The 21,756-nt window shown below is 61.0% G+C and carries 18 protein-coding genes; 8 read left to right on the forward strand and 10 right to left on the reverse strand.

Going from position 1 to position 21,756, the window contains the following annotated elements:
- Nucleotides 1-23 precede the first annotated feature (23 nt).
- A complete protein-coding gene (locus tag V2B23_RS24355) occupies nt 24-2,306 on the forward strand; it encodes a HelD family protein (protein WP_430952653.1) in 2,283 nt (760 codons plus the stop codon).
- A gap of 50 nt (nt 2,307-2,356) precedes the next feature.
- Nucleotides 2,357-2,839 carry a hypothetical protein gene (locus tag V2B23_RS24360; RefSeq protein ID WP_430952654.1) on the forward strand — a complete coding sequence of 161 codons (483 nt, stop codon included), beginning with the start codon at nt 2,357-2,359 and terminating at the stop codon, nt 2,837-2,839.
- Nucleotides 2,840-2,845: 6 nt separating this feature from the next.
- Here the strand turns inward: V2B23_RS24360 and V2B23_RS24365 are convergent, their stop codons facing one another.
- The 3 genes from V2B23_RS24365 to uvrB form a co-directional block, all read right to left on the reverse strand.
- A complete protein-coding gene (locus tag V2B23_RS24365; protein ID WP_033230819.1) occupies nt 2,846-3,298 on the reverse strand; it encodes a universal stress protein in 453 nt (150 codons plus the stop codon).
- A 159-nt stretch (nt 3,299-3,457) separates the two neighbouring features.
- On the reverse strand, nt 3,458-4,333 hold the full coding sequence (locus V2B23_RS24370) for an SCO6745 family protein (protein ID WP_430952655.1): 876 nt from the start codon (nt 4,331-4,333) through the stop codon (nt 3,458-3,460).
- A gap of 46 nt (nt 4,334-4,379) precedes the next feature.
- The gene (gene uvrB, locus V2B23_RS24375) at nt 4,380-6,542 is read right to left on the reverse strand and encodes an excinuclease ABC subunit UvrB (RefSeq protein ID WP_430952656.1); all 2,163 of its coding nucleotides are present in this window, start codon (nt 6,540-6,542) and stop codon (nt 4,380-4,382) included.
- A 72-nt stretch (nt 6,543-6,614) separates the two neighbouring features.
- Between uvrB and V2B23_RS24380 the strand changes: the two genes are divergently transcribed.
- The gene (locus tag V2B23_RS24380; RefSeq protein ID WP_430952657.1) at nt 6,615-7,133 is read left to right on the forward strand and encodes a DUF402 domain-containing protein; all 519 of its coding nucleotides are present in this window, start codon (nt 6,615-6,617) and stop codon (nt 7,131-7,133) included.
- A gap of 3 nt (nt 7,134-7,136) precedes the next feature.
- On the opposite strand, the gene coaE is transcribed toward V2B23_RS24380, so the two are convergent.
- The gene (gene coaE, locus V2B23_RS24385; RefSeq protein WP_430952809.1) at nt 7,137-8,351 is read right to left on the reverse strand and encodes a dephospho-CoA kinase; all 1,215 of its coding nucleotides are present in this window, start codon (nt 8,349-8,351) and stop codon (nt 7,137-7,139) included.
- Between the two features lie 152 nt (nt 8,352-8,503).
- On the opposite strand from coaE, the gene V2B23_RS24390 reads away from it, so the two are divergent.
- Entirely contained in the window at nt 8,504-8,725 is a 222-nt protein-coding gene (locus V2B23_RS24390) for a hypothetical protein (RefSeq protein ID WP_033230823.1), read from the forward strand.
- A 186-nt stretch (nt 8,726-8,911) separates the two neighbouring features.
- Here the strand turns inward: V2B23_RS24390 and rpsA are convergent, their stop codons facing one another.
- The gene (rpsA, locus tag V2B23_RS24395; RefSeq protein WP_033230824.1) at nt 8,912-10,399 is read right to left on the reverse strand and encodes a 30S ribosomal protein S1; all 1,488 of its coding nucleotides are present in this window, start codon (nt 10,397-10,399) and stop codon (nt 8,912-8,914) included.
- Between the two features lie 306 nt (nt 10,400-10,705).
- On the opposite strand from rpsA, the gene V2B23_RS24400 reads away from it, so the two are divergent.
- Entirely contained in the window at nt 10,706-11,551 is an 846-nt protein-coding gene (locus tag V2B23_RS24400; protein ID WP_430952658.1) for a class I SAM-dependent methyltransferase, read from the forward strand.
- A 3-nt stretch (nt 11,552-11,554) separates the two neighbouring features.
- On the opposite strand, the gene V2B23_RS24405 is transcribed toward V2B23_RS24400, so the two are convergent.
- The 4 genes from V2B23_RS24405 to V2B23_RS24420 form a co-directional block, all read right to left on the reverse strand.
- A complete protein-coding gene (locus tag V2B23_RS24405; protein WP_430952659.1) occupies nt 11,555-12,316 on the reverse strand; it encodes an amino acid ABC transporter ATP-binding protein in 762 nt (253 codons plus the stop codon).
- Complete coding sequence (locus tag V2B23_RS24410) at nt 12,313-13,269, reverse strand: amino acid ABC transporter permease (RefSeq protein ID WP_430952660.1); 957 nt, start codon at nt 13,267-13,269, stop codon at nt 12,313-12,315. The genes V2B23_RS24405 and V2B23_RS24410 overlap by 4 nt, the downstream gene beginning before the upstream one ends.
- Nucleotides 13,269-14,147, reverse strand: coding sequence for an ABC transporter substrate-binding protein (locus V2B23_RS24415; RefSeq protein WP_430952661.1), 879 nt, complete (start codon nt 14,145-14,147; stop codon nt 13,269-13,271). Before V2B23_RS24415 ends, V2B23_RS24410 begins: the two co-directional genes overlap by 1 nt.
- A gap of 181 nt (nt 14,148-14,328) precedes the next feature.
- Nucleotides 14,329-15,426 carry an isocitrate/isopropylmalate dehydrogenase family protein gene (locus V2B23_RS24420; protein WP_430952662.1) on the reverse strand — a complete coding sequence of 366 codons (1,098 nt, stop codon included), beginning with the start codon at nt 15,424-15,426 and terminating at the stop codon, nt 14,329-14,331.
- A gap of 19 nt (nt 15,427-15,445) precedes the next feature.
- On the opposite strand from V2B23_RS24420, the gene V2B23_RS24425 reads away from it, so the two are divergent.
- Entirely contained in the window at nt 15,446-15,967 is a 522-nt protein-coding gene (locus tag V2B23_RS24425; protein WP_430952663.1) for a 2'-5' RNA ligase family protein, read from the forward strand.
- On the opposite strand, the gene V2B23_RS24430 is transcribed toward V2B23_RS24425, so the two are convergent.
- Nucleotides 15,912-16,841, reverse strand: a complete 930-nt coding sequence (locus V2B23_RS24430) for a DMT family transporter (protein WP_430952664.1) — start codon at nt 16,839-16,841, stop codon at nt 15,912-15,914. The genes V2B23_RS24425 and V2B23_RS24430 overlap by 56 nt on opposite strands.
- A gap of 213 nt (nt 16,842-17,054) precedes the next feature.
- Between V2B23_RS24430 and V2B23_RS24435 the strand changes: the two genes are divergently transcribed.
- Complete coding sequence (locus V2B23_RS24435) at nt 17,055-18,050, forward strand: helix-turn-helix domain-containing protein (protein WP_430952665.1); 996 nt, start codon at nt 17,055-17,057, stop codon at nt 18,048-18,050.
- Nucleotides 18,051-18,221: 171 nt separating this feature from the next.
- Nucleotides 18,222-21,536 carry a protein kinase domain-containing protein gene (locus tag V2B23_RS24440; protein WP_430952666.1) on the forward strand — a complete coding sequence of 1,105 codons (3,315 nt, stop codon included), beginning with the start codon at nt 18,222-18,224 and terminating at the stop codon, nt 21,534-21,536.
- Nucleotides 21,537-21,756: the final 220 nt, after the last annotated feature.

Consider the following 21,756-nt stretch of genomic DNA (forward strand, 5'->3'; position numbering starts at 1 on the left):
TGTCACCAAGCCTAGGAGAACCCTTGCCCGACGCGGACCCGTCACACACCGAGCAACAGCTCGAGCAGCAGTACGTGACGATGCTGTATTCCCGTCTCGACGAGCTCCGGAAGCATGCCAAATCGCGCCTGAGCACCGTCTTGCTGGAAAGCGGTGGAACCCCGCAGGCACGCAGTGAACGTGAATCGTTCAACGCGATGTACACCGAGGATCTAGCCAAGTACGACGCGGCCGAAAATGGACTGTGTTTCGGCAGAATCGATTTCGACGAAGAACATCGCTACGTCGGGCGTTTGGGCATTCTCGACACCGAGAACGACTACGAGACGCTCCTCCTCGACTGGCGCGCCCCGATGGCCCGCCCGTTCTACCTCGCGACACCGGCGGCGCCGGAGGGCGTGAAGCGTCGACGCCACATCCGTAGCCGTAGCCGCGCGGTCACCGGGATCAACGACGAATACCTCGACCTCGACGCGGCTCGCGCTGCCGGTGTTGTCACCGAAGCCGGTGGCGTGGCCGGTGAGAGCGCGCTACTCGACGCATTGAACGCTGCCCGCACCGGCCAGATGAACGACATCGTCGAAACCATCCAAACCGAGCAGGATTCGATCATCCGATCCGAACACAAGAGTGTGCTCGTGGTTCAGGGTGGCCCCGGTACCGGCAAAACCGCTGTGGCGCTCCACCGTGCAGCGTTCCTGCTCTATACGTATCGCCAGCAGTTGGCGAAGGCCGGCGTACTCATCATCGGCCCCAACGCAACGTTCCTCGACTACATCAGTCAGGTACTCCCGTCACTGGGCGAAACCGGCGTTCTACTCTCCACCATCGGCGACCTGTATCCCGGAGTGCGCGCAACGCGAATCGATTCGCTTGCGGCCGGGGAGATCAAGGGTTCACTCGACATCCTCGACGTACTCAAGAACGCTGTCCGTGATCGCCAGGAAGTACCGTCCTCGCCGATTGTTCTCCGCTTCGACACCTACGACCTGAAACTGGATCGAAAGACAGTCACCAAGGCCCGTGGCCGTGCCCGCTCATCCCGCCGTCCGCACAACTTGGCCAGGCCGATCTTCGTGTCCGCGGTCATCGAAGCGCTGGCTCTGCAGATGGCTGAGATCATCGGCGGAAATCTGGTGGACGGCGGTTCGCTCCTGAGTCGAGACGACATCGCCGACATTCGTGACGAGATGCGCGAAGACGCCGACATCATGTCCGCGATCGGCTCGCTATGGCCCGAGTTGTCGCCGCAACAGATTCTCGCCGAACTCTGGACGTCACCGAGACGACTGGAAAAAGCCGCTCCACAATTCGACGACAACCAGCGCTCGGAATTGTTGCAGAGCGTCGGCCCCGGATTCAGCGCTGCCGACGCACCGCTACTCGACGAGCTGGCCGAAATTCTCGGCGTTGACGATGCCGCGGAACGCGAACGGGCACAACGACAATGGCGCGCTCAGATTGCCGACGCACAGGGCGCTCTCGATATTCTGACAGGGTCGGCGCCGCAGGATCTCGAAGACGAGATGGACCCCGAAATCCTGATGGCCTACGACCTGATCGACGCCAGTCAACTCGCGCAGCGTCACGACCTGGGCCAGCATCAGACCACTGCCGAGCGCGCCGCGGGTGATCGAACCTGGACGTACGGTCACGTGATCGTCGACGAGGCTCAGGAGTTGTCGGCCATGGCGTGGCGAATGTTGATGCGCCGCATACCGAATCGTTGGATGACGTTAGTGGGCGACACTGCGCAGACGGGTGATCCCGCCGGCACGTCGTCATGGCAGACAATCCTCGAACCGTACGTCGCACAGCGGTGGAAGCTCACGCAGCTGACCGTGAACTACCGAACCCCGTCGGAAATCATGGATGTGGCACACCGGGTGCTCGAAAAAATCGATCCCACGCAAGCAGTACCCCGGTCGGTTCGAGACAGCGGTTTTGCACCGTGGTCACTGAAAACCACTGCGGAGAATCTCGAGGAAACGGTGCGTCGCTGCATCGAGCACGAGTCGCACACAGGCCTGACCGCAGTGATCGCCGGGCACGAGACGGTGAAGAACCTGTCCGGCCTCGCCGGCGACTCTGTCAGTGTGCTCTCCGTCAAGGACGTCAAGGGTCTGGAATTCGACACCGTTTTCATCGTCGAACCCTCAGATATCCTCGAGGAATCGCCGCGTGGCATGAACGACCTGTACGTCGCACTGACCCGCGCAACACAGCGGCTCGGCATCATTCACATCGAATCGCTTCCGGCTGTGCTCGACAACATCGCCGAAGCTGCATTCACACCCGTGATGTGATGCGACCGAGTAGGTTCTCTCGTGCCACTTCTACTGAAGGAAATCTTCTCGTGACCGCTCCGATCGCCGCACGCATGCCGCAGTGGCTACTCCGTCGCCGCCCACAGGTCGTCGGAGCTGCGCTGATCGGCCTGTGCGCCGGGACGCTGATCGGATGCGCTCAGGCCGAGTCTTCGCCGTCGGATACCGCCGACAACGCCGCACCGGCCACTGCCATGGCCGACTCACCCGAGCTTCAGGCACTCGAACGGTTCCGGGACGCGATCACGGCAGACGGCGTCACCACACCGCTTACCGACGACACCCTGCAGGCACTCGGGGACGGAATCTGCCGCCAGCTGGCGGTGGGCACGGATCGAACGATGATCGTCGAGAATTTGCGCAGCGTGACGCACAACGGCGCCACCAGCCGACCAGGCCAACTCCAAGACGTGGAGAGCACCGAAAACAGTTCGGCCGCATCGCCGATCAGTGCCGATCCCTATCGATTGGGAACATTGATCGTCGATGCGGCCGAGACCGAGTACTGCTGAAATCTTTCAGCGAACGGTATGAACGATCAGGACGTCGGATGTTGCCTTTCGTGCAGCATCCGACGGTACCGATCCGAGTAGACGGCCGGTCAGTGTGTTGAGTCCACGGTTACCGATGACCAGCAGATCACCCTCGACCTCGTCGAGCAAAGCGAGCAAGGACTCGACGGGTGCTCCGACGATTGCCCGTTCCACGACCTTCTCCGCGCCGGCCGCATGTGCGCGCTCTCGGGCGGTTCGGAGGATTTCGTAGGTAGGTGTCGAACCTGTGACCTGGTATGCCTCGTCGCCGAGTACATCGGCCGCAGCGCTGACGTCCTTGGGGTCTGCGGGGTAGTACGCGCACGCGATGATCAACTGTGCACTGGCGTCGGCGGCAATGCTTGCGGCCCGGTCGACTGCTTTCAGTGACGACTCGGAGCCATCGGTTCCTACGACAACGGTCCGGTAGGCACTCATTCATCCTCCATGGTTACGAAATAGTCAGCGGTTACGGGATAGTCAGCGCTGCTGACATTAGCGGGCAGAACTCGGTAAAAGTGCCGTTTGCCATACACACCACAACACCGCAGTGAATGTGATCTGCAGTCACATCAAAAAATTACACTGAATTCCGGATCAGCGCAGGTTTCCGAATCGCGGACCGAAAAGCGCGGCGGGAAACACGTCCTGTTCAGTCAACGCAGCACGCCACGGCGCCGCCAATTCGAGAAGCCTGTCGGCTCCGGATTCGCCCAAGGCGTCCCACGGCGCCAAAGCCAGATCGTCCGTCAAGTCCTCCACGACGTCGCGCAGTTCCTGCCCGTCCTCGGTCAGTGCTCCCGACTTACGATCGAGCAACTCTCGATCCTGAAGATCCTGGACGCCTTGCGCCCACTGCTCCGCAGACCACCCTCGACGACTCTGGGCAAACTTCTGCTGGAATCCGATACCGGTGGCGGTGTGGGTGATCAAGGCATCCAACCCGTTCAGCCCGGCAGTCTGCAGAGCGGCGATGTGGCCGTCACCGCGGTACTCCCGCAGCAAAGTCAGCGCGTGCCAGAATGCGAGGTGCGGCACGGTCGGCCACTCGACGGAAGCCCAACCGGCGTACAGCGGACGCCCCTCGACGCCGGGGATGTTCCGCGCTGCGATGGAAACCAACTCGGCAGCTTCAGCCATGTCCGGTGAGGACGTCACCTCTTCGCCGAGGAGACGAACGTACGCGGCGTCGATAGCGCGGTAGCGCGCAGCAACAATCTCCGACGGTTTCGCGAGGTCCCACGCGCGCGGAATCACGCTGGCGACCAACTCCGGATTGAAGTTGTAGAACGCCGACGTCACTACGGTGGCAGGCGGAGTACCCAAGGGCGCAGCTCGACCCGCGAAGTACACCATCCGGCCGGGTTCGAGCCCGAGCGCAACCAATTCCTTTTCCGTCTCCGGAACGAAGTAAGCCAACGAATGGAGAAGTTCGAGAGTACGGCCGGTCTTGCCGGCAGTCTGTGCATCCATATGTGAACCGTAGCGGGCGTTCCCGATTCACACACATCCCACCGAACTACTTCAAACCGGCCGCGTCCATGCCTCGAAGCTCCTTCTTGAGATCCGAGATTTCATCACGCAAACGACCGGCCAACTCGAACTGCAAGTCCCGAGCGGCATTCATCATCTGATCGGTGAGTTCCTTGACCAGGTCTGCCAATTCGGCCCGGGGCATCGATTTGGTGTCGCGGCCTTCGTACACGCCTGCACTGACCGCGCGGCCTGCTTCGCCCTGCGCTCGACGGCCACGCGTCGAGTTACGTCCGGAACCACCGATGTCGACGGACGCTGCGGTGTCCTCGGCTTCCTCGTAGACCTGATCGAGGATGTCGGCGATCTTCTTGCGGAGAGGCTGCGGATCAACCCCCATCTTCTTGTTGTATTCGACCTGCTTCTCACGGCGACGCTCGGTCTCTTCGATTGCCTGCGCCATGGAGGCGGTGATCTTGTCCGCGTACATGTGAACCTGGCCGGACACGTTACGAGCAGCGCGGCCGATGGTCTGGATAAGGCTGGTGGAACTCCGCAGGAACCCCTCCTTGTCGGCATCGAGAATGGCAACAAGCGACACCTCGGGAAGGTCGAGGCCCTCACGCAGAAGGTTGATGCCGACCAGGACGTCGTACTCCCCCAGTCGCAACTGCCGCAGCAATTCGACGCGACGCAACGTGTCGATGTCGGAGTGCAGATAGCGAACCCGGATTCCGAGTTCGAGCAGATAATCGGTGAGGTCTTCCGACATCTTCTTGGTCAAGGTCGTGACAAGAACGCGCTCGTCCTTTGCCGCGCGTTCCTGGATCTCGTGAACCAGGTCGTCGATCTGCCCCTTGGTCGGCTTGACGATCACCTCGGGATCGATGAGGCCTGTCGGACGAATCACCTGCTCGACGAACTCACCGCCAGATTGCCCCAACTCGTACTTGCCCGGCGTTGCAGACAGGTAGACGGTCTGACCGATCCGCTGACTGAATTCTTCCCACGTCAGCGGCCGGTTATCCGTCGCCGACGGTAGCCGGAAACCGAACTCCACCAGGTTGCGCTTACGCGACATGTCACCCTCGTACATGGCGCCGATCTGCGGAACGGTCACATGCGACTCGTCGATGACCAGTAGGAAATCCTCGGGGAAGTAGTCGATCAGCGTAGCCGGCGCGGTACCGGGTCCACGACCGTCGATGTGCCGTGAATAGTTCTCGATTCCGGAGCAGAATCCGACCTGTTTGATCATCTCGAGGTCGTACTGCGTTCGCATCCGTAGCCGCTGCGCCTCGAGCAGTTTGCCCTTGCCCTCCAACTCTTCGAGGCGTTGCTCCAACTCTTGCTCAATGTCCTTGACTGCACGCTCGAGCCGCTCGGGTCCGGCAACATAGTGGGTTGCGGGGAAGATCCGAACCGTATCCACTTTCCGGACGATGTCGCCGGTGAGCGGATGAAGGTAGTACAGCGCCTCGATTTCGTCGCCGAAGAACTCGATCCGAACCGCCAACTCTTCGTACGACGGGATGATTTCCACCGTGTCGCCCCGGACGCGGAACGAACCACGGGTGAACGCAACATCGTTGCGGTTGTACTGCACGTCGACCAGGAGGCGCAGAAACGCATCACGCGGAACCTCGACGCCCACGTCGAGTGAGATGGATCGATCGAGATAAGACTGCGGCGTGCCGAGACCATAGATGCACGACACGGACGCAACCACAACAACGTCCCGTCGCGAGAGCAGGCTCGACGTCGCGGAGTGGCGCAGGCGTTCGACGTCGTCGTTGACCGACGAGTCTTTCTCGATATACGTATCCGTCTGAGCGATATATGCCTCAGGCTGGTAGTAGTCGTAGTACGAGACGAAGTATTCAACCGCGTTGTTCGGCAACATCTCGCGAAGCTCGTTGGCCAACTGAGCAGCCAAGGTCTTGTTCGGCGCCATCACCAGCGTCGGCCGCTGCACTCGTTCGATCAGCCAGGCCGTCGTCGCAGATTTTCCGGTGCCGGTGGCACCGAGAAGCACTATGTCCTTCTCGCCCGCCTCGAGCCGTTTCTCGAGCTCGGCGATGGCTGCGGGCTGATCGCCGGCAGGCTCGTATTCGCTGACGACCTCGAACCGGCCGTCGGAGCGCTCGATGTCGCTGACCGGACGAAACTCGGAATGTGCGACGACTGGATGTTCGGAAGCAAACGCCATGAAACCAGGGTATGCGCACCCACCGACATCATGCGTGGGCACAAGCTCGTCGCAGCGGTAGGTTCATGCATCATGAGCGAAGCGCGCATCCACATTCACCCGCCCAAAGTCGAAACATTCGACCTCGAGGCCCGAACCAATATCGATCCCAAGGGCTTCGTTCGCCAGGTCGAAACCTACCGCGAAGAGCCATGGGGCCTGTACATGGGCCGACACGCAGACCATCCACAATTCCACTATCTGGAGTCGTGGATGCTCCCCGACCTCGGAATCCGAGCGTCGATCTTCCACTTCACGCCGGGGCACGAACGGGACCAGGATCACTACATCGACATCGGCACATTCACGCGCGGTGAGCATGCATGGAGATCCGAAGACCACTATCTCGATCTGATTGTGCAGACCGGCCGCAGCACCGAACTCCTCGACGTCGACGAACTCCTGGCAGCGCACGCATCCGGAATACTCGACGCCCAGACTTCCGAACAGGCAATGCTGACCGCTGCCCGCACCATCGACGGCATCGCCGCCCACGGTCACGATCTCGGCGCGTGGCTGTCGTCGTTGGGTATGCCGATCACCTGGCGTTAGGCGTCAGGCCGTCCAGCCCGACTTGGCTGCCCATTCCCACGCACGGTGGAACGCCGCGTCGAACCAGGGGGTCTTGACCGCGAGGTACGCATCCATCGCCTTGTCGTAATCATCGATTCCGGACGCGTGCTCCGCGGCCCGGACCTTCAGCGCGGCATACTCCGCGCGGGCCTCGTCATCCGCCCGCAGCCAGTCTCGGAACAACACGGCAAATTGCTGACCAGGCCAACCGTCGACGCGAATGTGGATGTTCGCCGGCCGACCCGGATCTGCGCTGGCGTGAATCCGCTTCGCCCACACGCTCGGATCGGTTTCACCCCCGACATAGGCAGGCTTCGGATCGTCCGCGACGATGCTCTCGAGACGCGGAAAACCGCCGGTTGCAAGGTCAGCGGCCAAGTCGTCCGCAATCCCGATGTGTTCGACAGTGATCTGAAGATCGATCACGTCCTTCGCGTCGAGTCCCGGTACTGCAGTGGAACCGATGTGATCGATACGCGTGGCTCGATCACCGCACAGCAGCGCCAACCGCTTGATCAGCCGATCGGCCTGAACTGGCCACTGCGGATCCGCGGGGCTCAGCTCAGGAAGCGCACGAACCACTGTTCCGGTGCGCAGATTCTCTTCGAACGGTGCGATTCGATCGGCCCACAGTTCACGGACCACAGCGTCAAGGGCTCCTGGATCACCGCTGTTGTCGAGCCAGACGTCCGCAACGGCGCGGCGCTGATCGTCGGTCGCTTGCGCCGCGATCCGCGCCCGGGCATCGCTCTCGGGCATCCCCCGCGACTCGACCAACCGCCTGACGCGTTCTTCGGCGTCGACGTACACGATGACGACCAAATTGAACGCCGGAGCCATTCCTGCCTCAACCAGCAGCGGGATGTCCTGTACCAGAACAGAATTCGCCGGCGCAGCATCAAGGGCTTCGGCCGTACGACGGCCGATCAACGGATGCAGGATCGAATTGAGAGTGCCGCGGGAAGCGTCGTCGGCAAACGCCAACGCCGCAAGCGCGGGTCGATCGAGGGTGCCGTCGGACGCGATGATGCCGTCACCGAACGCCTGCGCCAACGCAGCCAACCCCGGGGTGCCGGGTTCGACGACCTCTCGGGCAATTAGATCGGCATCAACGATCACTGCTCCCAGTTCGGTGAGGATTTTCGACACAGTCGACTTGCCGGCTCCGATGCCTCCAGTGAGGCCAACTCTCAACACAACCGACAGTCTCTCACCTATGCTCACGGCACGAGATTCGAGTCCTGAAATCGAACACGCCACACAACTCGAGACGTAAATACCACAATCGAGGCAATCCGTGTGGTTAAGTTCTAGCGAACGCCCTGCACCTTCTCGAGAAAGTGGACGCCATGCGAGCAGATCGTGACCATCTTGGTCAGCATCGCCTCGGAATGCCGAACGGCGTGCACTGTATCGAATTTCCCGAGGTTGCCTTTGCGTTGGCCGAACATCGGCGAACGTGGTTCACCGTCCTCGTGAGCCAGGGCCGTCACAGCTTCGCGTCGATGCGCAAGCGCACAGCCGAAGCCACCGCGACGTACTGGGTCCCGGCTCCGGCTACCACGGCCTGACGTAGCAGCACCGCAGCTTTCACCCGACAGCCACCAGTCGCCAGACTGGTGGCTGTCGCATTTTCCTCCGATACAAAACCGGTGCGACGCCAATACTTGTGCCACACAACAAAAGAACCCCGCTCCTGCTTGCGCAGGAGCGGGGTTCTTTCACAGATCTCGCTTGATCAGATCAAGCGGTAATCCTTATGCGTTGCCCGACAGCTTCTCACGAAGTGCGGCGAGCTGTGCATCGCTTGCAAGCGATCCGCCAGCGGACTCTGCCGGAGCGGAGCCTGCGGAGGCCGGAGCCTCTTCGTCGTCTGCAGAAGCCGTCTCCGAGGAGTAGCCGGCAGCAGCGGTGGCAGCTTCAGCGGCCTCGTCTGCAGCGGTCTTCTCCATCTGAACGGTGTGCATCTTGTGACGACGCTCAGCCTCGGCGTAGCGGTTCTCCCACTCTTCGCGCTGCTTGTCGAAGCCCTCGAGCCATTCGTTGGTCTCGGGATCGAAGCCCTCGGGGAAGATGTAGTTGCCCTGCTCGTCGTACGAGTCGGCCATGCCGTACTTGGACGGATCGAACTCGGCGTTGTAATCCTCGTTGGCCTGCTTCAGCGACAGCGAGATACGACGACGCTCGAGGTCGATGTCGATGACCTTGACGAGTGCATCGTCGCCGACGCCGACAACCTGGTCCGGAACCTCGACGTGGCGCTCAGCGAGCTCCGAGATGTGAACGAGGCCTTCGATTCCCTCTTCGACGCGCACGAATGCACCGAACGGAACCAGCTTCGTGACCTTGCCGGGCACGATCTGGCCGATGGCGTGCGTGCGGGCGAACTGACGCCACGGATCTTCCTGCGTTGCCTTGAGCGACAGGGAGACGCGCTCGCGGTCCAGGTCGACGTCGAGAACCTCGACGGTGACCTCGGTGCCGACCTCGACAACCTCGGACGGGTGATCGATGTGCTTCCAAGACAGCTCGGAAACGTGAACCAGACCGTCTACGCCGCCCAGGTCCACGAATGCACCGAAGTTGACGATGGAGGACACGACGCCCTTGCGGACCTGGCCCTTCTGGAGCTGGTGCAGGAATTCGCTGCGAACCTCGGACTGAGTCTGCTCGAGCCATGCACGGCGCGACAGGACCACGTTGTTGCGGTTCTTGTCGAGCTCGATGATCTTGGCCTCGATCTCCTTGCCGACGTACGGCTGGAGGTCGCGGACGCGACGCATTTCGACGAGCGAGGCGGGGAGGAAGCCACGAAGGCCGATGTCAAGGATGAGGCCGCCCTTGACGACCTCGATGACGGTGCCCTTGACGGCCTCGTCCTTCTCCTTGAGCTCCTCGATGGTGCCCCAGGCACGCTCGTACTGAGCACGCTTCTTCGACAGGATCAGTCGACCTTCTTTGTCCTCCTTGGTGAGGACGAGAGCCTCGACCGCATCTCCCACGGAGACGACCTCGTTAGGGTCGACGTCGTGCTTGATGGAGAGCTCACGAGAAGGGATGACACCTTCGGTCTTGTAACCGATGTCGAGCAGAACCTCGTCGCGGTCGACCTTGACGATGGTGCCTTCGACGATGTCGCCATCGTTGAAGTACTTGATCGTTGCGTCGATGGCGGCGAGGAAGTCCTCGGCAGAGCCAATGTCGTTAATGGCAACCTGCGGCGAGGTGACGGTTGTGGAGGGCATATGTTGAATTGCTCCGGACGAGTTGTGGTCGGTTGATGGATTTTGTCGGACGAGATGCAACATTGAGGTACCGAAATGCAGTACCCAGTTGCACAGAAACTAACAACCGGAAACCGAAACACATTCCGCACCCGAACGGAGCACCGCAAGATCTCTCGTTCACGCCGATCCAAGGCCTCGGTAAAGGCCTAGTACAGATATTCGACTGAATGACAGACACTCGCGTGGGTAAGACTACGCGTCGGCGGTGCGAGCGGGCAAACCCGGGTACCCTGTCGCCGCTGGTAGCGCTCTAGTCTGTTCGATATGTCTGACGATCGCCACGCCGCCGCCAATTCCATTCTCGGGACCAGCGGAGTCGGCAGGGTCAGGGTCGACTCCGATGCGAGCGACCGCGCCAGCCGCGCATGGTGGGACGCAGACGCCGAGGACTATCACCGCACTCATGGCGAATTTCTGGGCGTGAACAGCGCAGACGGTGAATTCGTCTGGTGCCCCGAGGGTCTACACGAAGGCGATCACCATCTGCTCGGCGACATCGTCGACAAGGACATCCTCGAAGTAGGGTGCGGATCCGCACCCTGCGCCCGGTGGCTGGCCGGTCACGGCGCCCGCGCCGTCGGACTCGACATTTCGATGGGCATGCTCACGCGCGGAGTCGACGCCATGACTGCAGGCGGACCACGCGTACCGCTGATCCAGGCGAGCGCCGAATTGCTACCGTTTGCCGACGCGAGCTTCGACATCGTCTGCTCCGCCTTCGGAGCCGTTCCGTTCGTGGCCGATTCGCAGCAGGTGATGAACGAGGTCGCGCGAGTTCTGCGGCCGGGCGGCAAGTGGGTGTTTGCCGTCAACCATCCGATTCGCTGGATCTTCCCCGACGATCCAGGTCCCAAGGGACTGACCGCGACACTCCCCTACTTCGACCGCACCCCCTACGTCGAGGTCGACGACAACGGAGTGCCTACCTACGTCGAACACCACCGCACGATCGGAGACCGCGTCCGCGAACTGGTGGCAGCCGGCCTGCAGGTTCACGACATCATCGAACCGGAGTGGCCGGAGTGGCTGGACCGCGAGTGGGGACAGTGGAGTCCCCTACGCGGCCAGCTCTTTCCGGGCACCGCGATATTCAGCGCCGTCAAACCCTGACGGCTACAGAAGGTTCGACAGGAATGCCTTGGTGCGATCCTGCTGCGGGTTGGCCAGAAGTTGTCGCGGCTCACCGGATTCGACGACAACTCCGCCATCCATGAACACCAGCTGATCGGCAACCTCACGAGCAAAGCCCATCTCGTGAGTGACGACGACCATCGTCATTCCGTCTTTCGCGAGTTGTTTCATGACTGTCAGAACTTCACCGACAAGTTCCGGGTCGAGCGCCGACGTCGGCTCGTCGAAGAGCATCAGTTTCGGGTCCATCGCGAGTGCCCGCGCAATGGCTACGCGCTGTTGCTGTCCACCGGACAACTGAGCGGGGTATGCGTTTGCCTTGGCGCTCAAACCAACCTGATCGAGCAGATCCTTTGCCCGCTCGATCGCCTTCTTCTTGCTCACGCGCTTCACCTGGGTGGGCGCTTCGATGATGTTCTCCAGCGCTGTTCGATGCGGGAACAGGTTGAAGTGCTGGAACACCATGCCGATGTCCTGACGTTGCTTCGCCGCCGCCCGTGGGTGCAGTTCGTAAAGCTTGCCGTTCTTCTCCGAGTAGCCGACCAGGTCGCCGTCGACATACAGACGTCCCGCATTGACCTGCTCGAGGTGGTTGATGCAGCGCAAGAAAGTCGACTTGCCCGACCCTGACGGACCGACGAGGCAAAGTACTTGCCCGCGATCGATTTCGAGAGACACACCTTTGAGAACCTCTAGGGCGCCGAAGTTCTTGCAGACTCGGTCCGCTTTCACCATCGGTGTCATCTGCGTTCTCCTCCTGGGATGTCGGGGAGTGTCTCCACTACCGTTGCTTTACCCTGCGCGTCAGCGAGTGCCTGAAGCTGGCGGGTGGTCAGAGTCCGCGTCGAACCCTTCGAGTAGTGGCGCTCGACGTAGTACTGCCCGACCATCAGGACACTGGTCATTGCGAGGTACCACGTCACCGCAACCATCAAGAGCGGAATCGGCTCGAAATTTGCACCGGATATGTCTCTCGCGCGACCGTAGAGTTCGGTACTCAGGGGCACAGCTGTCACCAGAGAAGTCGTCTTGAGCAAGCTGATCAACTCGTTGCCCGTCGGCGGGATGATCACGCGCATGGCCTGGGGAAGAACCGTTCGCCGCATCGTCTGGCCCCACGTCATTCCCAAAGCTACGGACGCTTCGGTCTGACCTTCATTGACCGAGGCAATACCTGCACGGACGATTTCGGCCATGTACGCCGCCTCGTTCAACGCAAGTCCGACGACTGCGAAGAGAAACGCAGCCTGTAGATCCTGCATGTCGAAATGCACGAACTGGGGCCCGAACGGAACACCGAGATCGATGCTCTTGTAGATGGAGGGAAAGAGTCCCCAGAAAACAAGCTGGACGTAAACGGGGGTGCCGCGGAAGACCCACAAATAGACCCAGGCCGCGGACTTCAACACCGGGTTCGGTGATAGTCGCATGACAGCCAGGACGATGCCCAGGAGGATCGCCGCCGCCATCGACAAAACCGTCAATTGAATAGTGACCCAGGCCGCCTTGGAAATGCGCGCGTCGAAGAGGTACTGACGGTATGTCGCCCACCCGAACTGTTCATTGGTCGCCGAACCGTAGAGAAACAGCCCCACCAGCACAAGGATTACGACTGCAGCGATCCAGCGCCCTGGCCTACGCAGTGGAATCGCCTTGATCGGCGCCGGATCGCCACTCTCGGTTGTTGTCATGTTCATCAGCTCTCCGCGCCGTTGATCTTGGATACTTCGATGACGCCGGCCTCGACGCTCCACGTCTGAGCGATCTGTTGATAGACGCCGTTGTCGATCAGGTATTGCATGGCCTGCTGCAGAGCGGGACCCAGCTCCGAGCCCTTGACGATCGGCCAACCGTACGGTGCCGAATCGAAGGGCTCACCCGCCGCTTCCATCCGGCCCTTGCTGCGCTTGATCGCGTAACCGGTGACCGGCGAGTCCGCGGACAGTGCGTCGACGCGGCCGAGGATGAGCGCATTCGCCGCATCGTCCTGGCTGTCGTATTTGACCTTCTCGATCGGCGGTTTGCCTGCGGCAACACATGCCTCGCTCTTCGCAGGCACTTCGTCGATGTCCTCGGTGGTCGTGGTTTGCACAGCGACCCGCAACCCACACGCATTGTTCGGGTCGACAGGATTGTCCGGGCGCTGCGCCCATTGAATGCCTGCGCTGTAGTAGGTCACGAAGTCGACAGTCTTCTCACGTTCCTTGGAATCGGTGAAAGACGACATTCCCATGTCGTAGCTCCCCGATTGGATTGCGGGAATGATCTTGTCGAAGTCTGCTTGGTTGAAGACCGGCTCGACTCCGAGCACTGCCGCAACAGCTTTCATCAGATCGACGTCGAATCCGACGATGTTGCCGTTCGCATCCTTGAATTCGTTGGGGGCGTAGGGAATGTTCACCCCGATCTGGAGCTTCCCGGATTCAGCGACCTTCGGCGGCAACAGTGCCGCAATCTCAGGCACCTTCTGCACCGTGAGTGGAGGACCTTCCGGCACAAGACCTTCGTCATTGACCACACATCCCCCGCAGAGCGCGACAATCACGCCGACCAACAGGAGCCGAACCAGATGCATGCGTACTCCCCCGCGACGAAACACTCTTGCTCGCGCGTTTTCACCGACCACGACTCTGCTCTCCACTCGTCGATCGCCGCATCGAGCAACGTTCATTCGAAATTCAGTAGAACGGTAGGGTACGGCAGGACTTCCACGACTAGCGATTCCGAACTCCTTCCCCACCCGTGCGATACAAGAATCAGCGACGAAGTGTATGTGCGTACACCACTTCGGCGAATTCGCTGGTCGACGCAAGGCCGCCAAGGTCAGCGGTCGCGATTCCCGAGGAAATAGTGGCGTTCACCGCATTTCTGATTCGACTCGCCGCAGCCGACAACACGTGATCGCGACGGACATCTGCAAGCCAGTCCAGCATCATCGCGCTCGAAAGAAACAGGGCTGTGGGGTTGGCTCGGTTCTTGCCCGCTATGTCCGGCGCCGCTCCATGCGCAGCCTGCGCCATGACCTGAGTGTCCGACACATTGATCGACGGCGCTGTCCCGAGCGAGCCGGCCAACTCTCCTGCGAGGTCCGACAGGATGTCGCCGAACATGTTCTCGGTGACCACGACATCGAAATCTCCACCTCGCCGAACCAGAAGTGCGGCCATGGCATCGACATGTTCATCGTCGACAACAACGTGAGGATAATCGGCGGCCACAGCGAGGCAGGCGTCGCGGAAAAGCCCGGTGGTGAGGGTCAGGACATTCGCTTTGTGGACGATAGTGACGTGATTGCGTCGACGTGTCGCCAGAGCGAACGCAGTTCGGGCAATTCGCTCGCACGCTGCGCGGGTGAAAACTCCAACTGCGAGTGCGAGATCCGGTGTCGGCATGAATTCACCGCTACCGACAGCCATGTTGCGGTCTGCGTACAGCCCCTCGGTGTTCTCGCGAACAATCACCAAGTCCAAGTCAGGAACGGTCGCCTTCACTCCGCTCAGAACGGCGGCCGGACGGATGTTCGCAAAGAGTTCGAACTTCTTTCGGATCACACCGCCAGGTGTCAGCTGTCCACGAAACTCGCTCGGGTACGACGCGCTGTCATGTGGTCCGAGGATCCAGCCGGGTAGCTGTTCGAGCGCAGTGAGGGTCTCGTCGGGAATCGGTGTCCCGTGACTGTCGATGGCTTCGAAGCCGAGCGGCAGTTCCACCCACTCCACCGGTTGGGCGTGAACCGACGACATTGCGCCGTCCACGATCTCCCGAGTGGCTGGGACGATGTCCTGACCGATTCCGTCGCCGCGCATGAGTCCCAGCCGCAGGCCCGACGATCCGATTGCACTCGTACCTGTCATCGGGCAATCATTACCCATCATGGTCCAGTCGGTGGAGTTGTTGCTCGGCGAGTCGAGCGAGTCTGCGATACGCGGTCAGTGGTCTGCGCTCGCTGACGCAGGTCTCCCGAGTCAGGGAAAGATGGTGCGCGAGAGCAATCGACCGCACATCACGTTGTTCGTCGCGCGCTCGATTCCACCTGAGGTCGACGAAGTCCTGACCAGACGGTTCTCGCTACCACCCTTCGAGATCAGATTGGGTGGTTACATCGTGTTCGGCGGTAGGCAGTTCGTATTGGCTCGTTCGGTCATCCCGTCGAGAGCTCTCCTGCGACTTCACCGTGATGTCTTCGACGCCGCAGCCGGGTCCAGTGGTATTCCCGGGCACATCGAGCCGGGCACCTGGACTCCGCATGTGACATTGGCTCGGAGGATCGAGCCGGATCAACTGGGTGGCGCGATCTCCCTACTGAGCAAGGACGTCATCGCCGGCGATTGCGGACCGATCAGACGGTGGGACGGCGATGCGAGAGTGGAGTGGTCGCTGACTCCCCCTGGGTGAGCGATCGAGTTGCCCTCCTGGTGACCAGGATTCCCGCGATCACGATCAGCGCTCCTAGCGGTTGATTCCAGCCGATGTTCTCGCCGAGCACTATCGCGCCGAGCGCGACGCCGACGACTGGGCTGAGGTACGTGACAGTCGATGCCGCTGTCGGGCCCCACCCCTGCACGACATTGGTGTTCCAGATGAATGCCAATCCCGTTCCGAACGCGCCCAGGGCGATCATCGACCCGATGACTGCCGGTGTCAGGCGCATCGGTGTGTTCGCGATGACCGGTGACGCGAGCACCATGAACAATGCCCCGATGCTGATCTGCAGCAACGCGATGGTGCGGGTATCAACACCGAGCGGAAGGACGAACCGACGGAGGTAGACAAACGAAACGCCATACGACGCGGTCGCTCCGAGGCAGGCGATCTGTGCGCTGACGCTTCCACCAACTCCGATGTTCCACGGGGACAGCACAATCAGAACACCCACGAATCCGAGCATGAGGCCGGTGGCTTTGTATCGCGTCAAGGTTTCCCCGGGCAGGAATGCGAGGGACGCCGCCATGGTCATGAGCGGTGTCGTGGCGTTGTAGATGCTGGCGAGCCCCGACGACATGCTCTGTTCAGCCCAACTGAACAACAGCCATGGAACCACACATTGCATCGCGGCGAGAAATGACATGTGCTTCCACGTGCGACGGTCCCGCGGCAATCCGATCCGATTGAGCGCTGAAACGAGCGCCAACGCCAGTGCTCCGAAAACCAAGCGCCACAAGACAACTTGAGTGAAGGACAATCCTTCGAGGCCGATCTTCATAAAAAGGAAGCTTGCGCCCCACACCATCGAGGCGGCGACGTACTGAAAGAGAAGGCTCGCCCTCACAAGGTGAATTCACCGTGGGGGCTCACGTCGTGGCGGGTGTCGGGCGTGCGCCCGGTCAGAGCCAGAACGTTGAGGGCGATGAGGACGATCAGACTGACGATGATGATTGCCATGTACAAAGCTTGACGCACGTGGAGATGCCGCAATAGTGGCAGAAATGCCATAGTTGAACGATTTTCTGCCATGATGCCATTTTTCTGTCAGACTCGACACATGCTCGAAAAAGTGGTGGTTCCACTCATGCCGATGACCGAGGCTTTCGAACTCGGGGTGGCCTGCGAGGTGTTCGGATTCGATCGCTCGGACGAGAATTTGCCGACGTACGATTTCTCGTTGGTCGCGGCAGTTCCAAGCCCGATCCGAACTCGGTTCGGATACGGCATCGACGTTCCGTACAACCTGGACACTCTCGACGACGCGGATCTGATCATCGTCTCGGCCGGCGGGACCTACGCCGCAGACGACGACTACATGTGCGCCCCGCGCCCCGATTCGAGCGCAGATCCGCTCCTTCTCAAACTCCAGGAAGCGGTGAGCCGCGGCGCGAAAGTGGCAAGCCTGTGTACCGGCGCCTTCATATTGGGAGCAGCAGGCTTACTTGACGGAAAGCGGTGTACCACCCATTGGCGCCACGCCAAGCGATTGGCCGACGCCTATCCAGACGCCAAGGTCGATCCCGACGTGTTGTACGTCGACGAGGATCCTGTTTTCACGAGCGCCGGAACGGCTGCGGGAATCGACCTGTGTCTGCATATAGTCCGGAAAGAGCAGGGCAGTCGCGTCGCGAACGGGATCGCCAGACGCATGGTTGTTCCGCCACACCGCGACGGTGGACAAGCTCAGTACGTCGCCAGTCCCCTTGCCACAGTTCCCGATACAACGCTGAGTCCGTTACTCGACTGGATGACGGCACACCTTGCCGAGAACCTCACAGTGACGCGGGTCGCGGCGCGCGCCAATATGTCGCCTCGAACCTTCGCCCGCCGTTTCCAATCAGAAACAGGTGCAACCCCGGCTCGCTGGCTCAGCGATCAGCGCGTCCTCGCGGCGCAGCAATTACTCGAAAACAGTGATCTGCCCATCGACGTCATAGCCGAGCGGGTGGGTTTCGGCGGTGGCGCAGTCCTTCGCCAACACTTTCTCCGGCTGCGGTGCACGACACCGCAGGCGTACCGCCGAACGTTCCGGGCCGCCACGCAACTTAACTGACGGACAATCTCCCCATATAAGACTTTCCCCACAATTCGCGCGCAGAGTTACCCTGTAGATACTCGCCGAGAAGTGACGTGTGCATGTTCAAGCGACCGCGCCGCGGTCTGCTCGAGGCTTTCTCGGTGACCTTTACACACCGAAAGCCATCGCACCGGATCGAAGTAACTGATGATCGAGAATCATCCACCGCCGACGCAGCTCGGCGAGATAACACAGCACGACGGCCCGACACGAGCGGCCCTGGCCGCCGCGGAACTGACGGTGGCCGGATTCGCGGATGCCCGCGAGATCGGCCGCGGTGGATTCGGTGTTGTATTCCGTTGTTCCCAGCCCGCACTGGACCGCATCGTGGCCGTCAAGGTGTTGACCGGCGAATTCGACAGTGAGAATCTCGCGCGATTCCTCCGCGAACAGCGTGCGATGGGCCGATTGACCGGGCACCCGAATATTGTCAATGTGCTGTCGGTGGGCGCGACCAGCAGTGGGCGGCCGTACATTGTGATGCCTTACCACCTTCAAGGTTCGATGGCAGCGTGGATCCACGCCAATGGCCGGTTCGAATACGAGGCGGCCTGGCGCCTGGGAATCAAGGTCGCGGGCGCGCTGGAAACTGCGCACCGCGCGGGGATCCTCCATCGGGACGTGAAGCCGGCAAATGTGCTTCTGAGCGACTACGGGGAACCTGAACTTGCCGATTTCGGTATTGCTCATGTGAACGGCTATCGCAACGACCGGTCTGATGTGCACGTGGTCGACGCCTTCGAAACCGCGAGGGGTGTCGTCACCGGTTCTCCCGCGTTCACTGCTCCGGAGGTCCTGCGCGGAGATCAGTCGGATGCCGCTGCTGATATTTACAGCCTCGGCGCTACCTTGCTCGCAGCCATTTCCGGCAGGCAGGTTCCGGACGTCGCCGCCGAACCCGACCTCCCCCAGGACTTACGGGTAGTCCTCGAACACGCGATGGCCGTGTATCCCGGTGACAGACCCACATCTGCCGCAGAATTCGGCGAGGAACTCAGGCACACTCAACGCCGTCGCGGATGGTCATTGGACGACATGGCGTTGAATCCCGAACTCGGTGACCCGAATTCGAACAGCTCGAAGCCTCGCACCACCTTTTCGCCACCACGTGGAACCGACCCCGTGTCCGGAAACGCCTCGACACGTGGCCGAGACGACATGGGGAACCTACCGCTCGATCTGACCAGTTTCGTCGGGCGTCGCCGCGAGTTGACCGAAACGAAGAAGGCGCTGGCCGCCAACAGGCTGGTGACACTGGCCGGGGTCGGCGGTGTCGGTAAAACCAGACTTGCGCTGCAAGTTGCGAGGAGTTGCCGGCAAGCATTTCCCGACGGAGTCTGGTTGGTCGAACTGGGCGAGATCCGAGACGAGCCCCTGGTGGCCGAAACAGTGACCGCCTCCCTCGGGCTACGGAACCTCTCCGCCCGACCGGTACAGCAGACGTTGGTCGAGCACCTGCGTCCACATCGAACGTTGTTGGTGCTCGACAATTGTGAGCAGATGCTCGACGCTATTGCTGCACTGGCACAAGCACTATTGCAGACCTGCCCGGAGCTGCGAATCCTGGCCACGAGCCGCGAACCACTCGGCATCGGCGGGGAGAGCGTGCTCCGACTGTCACCACTGACCGTCCCGGATCACGATCAAACACCCTCCCTGCAGGGATTGTCGGGATACGACGCGGTGACGTTGTTCATCGAACGTGCATGCGCTGTGCTTCCGACCTTCGCGATCACTGAGGACAACAGGGCCTCGGTGACGCAGATCTGCCATCAACTCGACGGGCTTCCACTTCCCATCGAGTTGGCGGCGGCCCGATTGCGTTCGATGTCCACCACTCAGATTCTCGAGCATCTCACTGACAGGTACCGGCTTCTGACCGGAGGCAACCGCACGGCTCCGACGCGCCAGCAAACCCTGCAGTTGTGCATGGACTGGAGTTACGAACTGTGCACCCCGCTCGAACAGAAGCTGTGGGCCCGGTTGTCCGTGTTCACCGGCGGCTTCGAGTTGGATGCTGTGGAGGGAATCTGCGCTGACGCGTTGACATCGGCCGATGTGCTGGACGTGCTTGTGTCGCTGATCGACAAGTCGATCCTCATTCGCGAGGAGCCGACGTCCGTGGTTCGGTATCGATTCCTCGAGACCCTCCGGGAGTACGGTGCGGAGAAACTGGTCGAGTCCGGCGAAGCCGCGCAATTGCGTCTTCGGCATCGAGAGTGGTTCGAGCAGTTGGCATTACGGGCAGCAGCCGAGTGGATCGGACCCAATCAACTGGACTGGATCGACCGGCTGGGACGAGAACAGCCAAATCTGCACGAGGCCATGGAATTGTGCATCTCGGAATCAGGCGTAGACCATACCGAGGCTGGGCTTCGGATGGCCGTGGCAATTTTTCCGTTCTGGTTCTCCCGAGGGCTGTTCAGCGAAGCTAGACACTGGTTCGACCGAATTCTTGCCTGCGATTCCGAGACACCGACGGTCGCCCGATTGGAAGCGCTCTACGCCGACTGTCGGCTTGCATCTATCCAAGGCGACACCGCGGCGGGCGCTGCTCTTGGCGAGGAAGCGCGCGAAAGCGCGGAGTCGCTGGGAAGTCCGGACGCAGATGCGCTCGCGTCGTACGCCTGCGGCGTTCTTGCACTCTTCAGCGGCAATTCGAAGAAGGCAGTCACGGACATCTCACGTGCATTCGAGGTGTTCCGCCCCGAGGACAACCTGCTTCGGCATGTCTGGGCGTTGAACCATCTCGGCCTGGCCTACCAGCAGATTGGTGACACCAGTCGCGCCATCGCGTGCTACGAGGAGTCACTGGCGATCACCGAACCACTGGGAGAGATCGTGTACCGGGGACGTTCGTGCTGGAATCTCGGGCTCGCATTGTGGTCGGACGGCAACCATGCGCGCGCGGAATCGCAGCTGAAGAAGGGGCTGACACTGGCGCGGCTCGTGGAGGATCCATTCGGTTCGGCATGGTGCATGGAAGTACTGGCATGGATCGCGGCAGACGCGAAGCGCTACGGACATGCCGCTGCGCTGATGGGCGCAACGCAGACGTTATTGGACGAGATCGATACTCCGGCGATACGTGTTCTCGGCATGACTGCCAATCACGAGGAGTGCGCACGAGTGTCCAAACTCCAGCTCGGTGCTCGAAAATTCGACACCGAGTTCAAGAAGGGCGCGAACCTGAAGATCTCGGAGGCAACAGCATTGGCGCTCGACGAGGATCCACCGATCACGGTTCCGTCGAACCAAGACGGCCCGAGCCTGACCAAACGCGAGTCGGAAGTCGCCGACCTCGTTGCCCAAGGGCTGACGAACAAAGCGATTGCCGCGAAACTAGTGATTTCGATTCGCACTGCCCAGGGACACGTCGAACATATCCTGACCAAGCTCGGGTTCAGCTCGCGTGCTCAGATCGCCGGATGGGTTGTCGAACGGGCACGCAACGTCACGTGAGGCTGAAGTGGGGAAACCGATCGCCCGGCTCCTTGCACCGAAATGCCACTCGCGACTGTTTGTCGGGCATCGTGTGCCGGACAGGATCGATCAGCGTGTACAACCACGGACCTTCGTCCAACTCGACAATCGCGATGATCGGAATCCGCGCAGATCCTGACGTGCACTTCTCGCCTTGCACATATCGCCAGGAGACAATGGTGCCTGTACCGCAGCACGG

Source organism: Rhodococcus sp. 24CO (genome assembly GCF_050586165.1).
Taxonomy (GTDB): Bacteria; Actinomycetota; Actinomycetes; order Mycobacteriales; family Mycobacteriaceae; genus Rhodococcus_F.